3 protein-coding genes are annotated in these 3,115 nt (G+C 52.7%); 1 reads left to right on the top strand and 2 read right to left on the bottom strand.

The window, feature by feature from the left end; translation table 11 throughout:
* Window positions 1–996: beta-ketoacyl-ACP synthase (locus B3Z49_RS15460; RefSeq protein ID WP_296992490.1), on the top strand; the 996-nt coding region annotated here is incomplete at its 5' end.
* Window positions 997–1,034: 38 nt separating this feature from the next.
* Here the strand turns inward: B3Z49_RS15460 and B3Z49_RS15455 are convergent.
* A complete protein-coding gene (locus tag B3Z49_RS15455) occupies window positions 1,035–1,895 on the bottom strand; it encodes an SMP-30/gluconolactonase/LRE family protein (protein WP_296992488.1) in 861 nt (286 codons plus the stop codon).
* 149 nt (window positions 1,896–2,044) lie between these two features.
* On the bottom strand, window positions 2,045–3,046 hold the full coding sequence (locus B3Z49_RS15450) for an ABC transporter permease (protein WP_296992486.1): 1,002 nt from the start codon (window positions 3,044–3,046) through the stop codon (window positions 2,045–2,047).
* Window positions 3,047–3,115 lie beyond the last annotated feature (69 nt).

Raw genomic sequence — 3,115 nt, 5'->3', positions numbered from 1 at the left:
GCAACCGACGACGCGCTTGAAATGGCGGGTTTGCGGAATGATACCGCATTGCTTGAAGGTGGGCGGCTGGGCATCGCATATGGATCGTCATTTGGCAGCACCCCGCCGGTCCTTGGCTTTACCCGCCTGATGGAACACGGCGATAGCAACGCGATCACCGCGACCAGCTACATTCAGATGATGAGCCATACAGCAGCGGTAAATATCGGTGTTCTTTACGGGATTACCGGGCGGATCATTCCCACATCAACCGCCTGCACATCTGGCAGCATGGGGATCGGATATGCGTATGAGGCAATCAAATATGGCAAGCAAGATGTCATGATCGCCGGTGGTGCTGAGGAACTATGCCCGACCATGGTGGCCGTGTTTGATACGCTGTTTGCAACCAGTGTCAGCAATGATGCGCCAGAAGCAACACCCCGTCCTTATGACGTCAAACGCGATGGCTTGGTGATCGGCGAAGGTGCGGGCACCCTGATCCTTGAAGAATACGAGCATGCCAAGGCACGCGGAGCAAAAATTCTGGGCGAGATTGTCGGGTTTGCGACCAACTCCGATGGCTCACACATAACGCACCCAGCCAGCAAAACAATGGCCCGCACCCTTCAGGGGGCTCTTGATGATGCTGGGCTGTGTGGCAATGACATCGACATTGTCAGTGGACATGGCACTGCAACTGACCACGGTGATATCGCCGAAAGTGAAGCTACGCGTGCTGTTTTCGATCGTGCGGTCACGATTCACACCCTTAAGGGTCACTTTGGCCACAGCCTTGGTGCGTGCGGCGCGATTGAAGCCTGGCTGGGGCTGGAAATGATGAGTGAAAGCAACTTCGTTGCGACTGCAAACCTGTCCGAGGTCGATCCCGCCTGCGCCGAGCTGGACTACATCTCAGGCAGTTCCAGAAATATCCAAGCCGAACATCTGATGAGTAACAATTTTGCATTTGGCGGGATTAACACCTCGCTTATTTTCAGGTTTGACGGCCAATAAGCGACTGCGCCGGATCTAAAATCTGCCAAAGATTTAAGCTATAGAACCAATGCTTCGCTGTTGACATGTATGGCGTAGACGCTTGTCGTTGCCGTAATCAAAAGCTCGTTCCCCCGGGCACCGCCAAACGTTAAATTCGATACCGTTTCGGGCACCAGTATCTTGCCAAGCAGAACACCTGTCGGATCAAAGCAGTGCACACCGTCGGCCGCAGAACTCCAGACATTGCCATAGCAATCTACTCTAATCCCGTCCGGCAAACCTTGATCGATCTCGGCAAAGTCACGACCATTTTCAAGTCTGTTTCCGTCAACAACGTCGTAAACCCGAATGACCGCCGGTATAGCCTCGTCGTGGCTGCTGCCTGATTCGGCGATATAAAGCAGCGCCTCATCGTTCGAGAATGCTAACCCGTTTGGCTTATGAAACTCCGATGTCACACTGGTTAAAGTCCCCGTTACAGGATCAAGGCGAAATACGTTGTTATATTTCTGTTCCGGTGTGGCCTTGTAGCCCTCATAGTTCGACAATATTCCGTAGGTCGGGTCGGTGAACCAGATGGACCTATCGGATTTGACGACAACGTCGTTTGGTGAATTAAGCCGCCTGCCCTCAAATCCATCGGCAAGCGTGGTGATTGCGCCGTTATGTTCGGTTCGTGTCACCGATCGCGTGCCGTGCTGACAGGTAATCAGACGACCGTTCAAGTCGATCGTATTGCCGTTGGCAAAGTCTGAATTATCCCGGAACACATTGACCGAACCATCACACATCCAACGGAAAATCTTCTGATTTGGAATGTCAGAGAACAACAGGCACTGATGCGCTGGAAACCAAACAGGCCCCTCTGTCCACAAATGCCCGCCAGAAATTTTTCTCAGCCTGACATTTGGCAACACAAGGTCGCGGAACCGACGGTCAAGAACCTGATAGGGTTCCACCATACCGAATGCATCTTGATGCTTGTCTGCGGCACAGTTAGCCAATTGAACGTCCTTTGCTAAATGTATCTGATGTCGAAAGTTTACGCCCCTAAGCGCAAAGGACCTTAACGCACCAACTGTTGCCGCCCATAAATCAACAACATCCCGATGATCACGACCCCGAACACCACCTGTCGGAAGGTGTCGGCAGGAATATCAACACCAAGTTGAGCAAAATACCTCTGCGGCTGAACCACCGAGAGCATCGATTGCAGGATGGTAATCAAAATGACGCCCGCAACCGTCCCAACATACTTACCCCGACCACCCAGAACATTCGTCCCGCCAAGAATAATCGCCGCAATCGTCGGCAAAAGGTATGGATCGCCCATCGCCTGATAGGACCGGTTGGCCCATCCCGCCAACAGAACGCCCGTTAACGCTGCACACGCACCGGAAAAGATAAAACAAGCCAAAATGACCTTGCGGGTATCAACACCACTCAGAAAGACTGAACGTTCCTGATTTCCGACGGCATAGATCCGTCGACCAAGAACGGACCGGTTCAACATGAAGACAATCGCCGCCCCCAAAATGATCCAGATCAGAAGCGGATTGGGAATACCCGGAATGAAATGTCCGACAGCTAATTCGCGCATGAATTCGGTCGCCCGATCCTGCGGGGCAAAACCGCCGGTGTGATAAACCATAAGGCCTTGCGCCACGGCATTCATACCGAGCGTGAAGATCATGGCTGGCGCACGCAAATATGCCACACCCAGGCCATTTACCGTTCCGATCAATGCACCGCATAGAACGCCGAATGGAACGGCAAGTGTAACGCCCCACTCGGGCCCCAGGAATCCGGTCGCACCGGTTGCCATCATGCCGCCAACACCGATTGTCCAGGGAATGGACAGATCAATATGCCCCAGCAGAATGACCAGCATCACACCACTTGCCACCACCCCCAGGAAAGACGCGGTATGAAGCTGCTGGATCAAATATTTCGGTGACAGAAAGGCAGGTTCAACCATTGCTCCGATCAGAAGCAGAACAATCACACATGCAAATGCAATAAGGGTTGCCCGATCAAATTGCCTTGCGATTACGCTTGAAACACTCATTTTTCCGCCTTACCGATAAATATCTAGTCTGTTCTTGATTCGGAGCACACGCAGCGACCCGAGGCTGAC

Source organism: Thalassospira sp. UBA1131, from assembly GCF_002311515.1.
GTDB lineage: Bacteria > Pseudomonadota > Alphaproteobacteria > Rhodospirillales > Thalassospiraceae > Thalassospira.
Note: the sequence above shows the minus strand (reverse complement) of the source record. Positions and strands in the feature narration are given on the sequence as shown.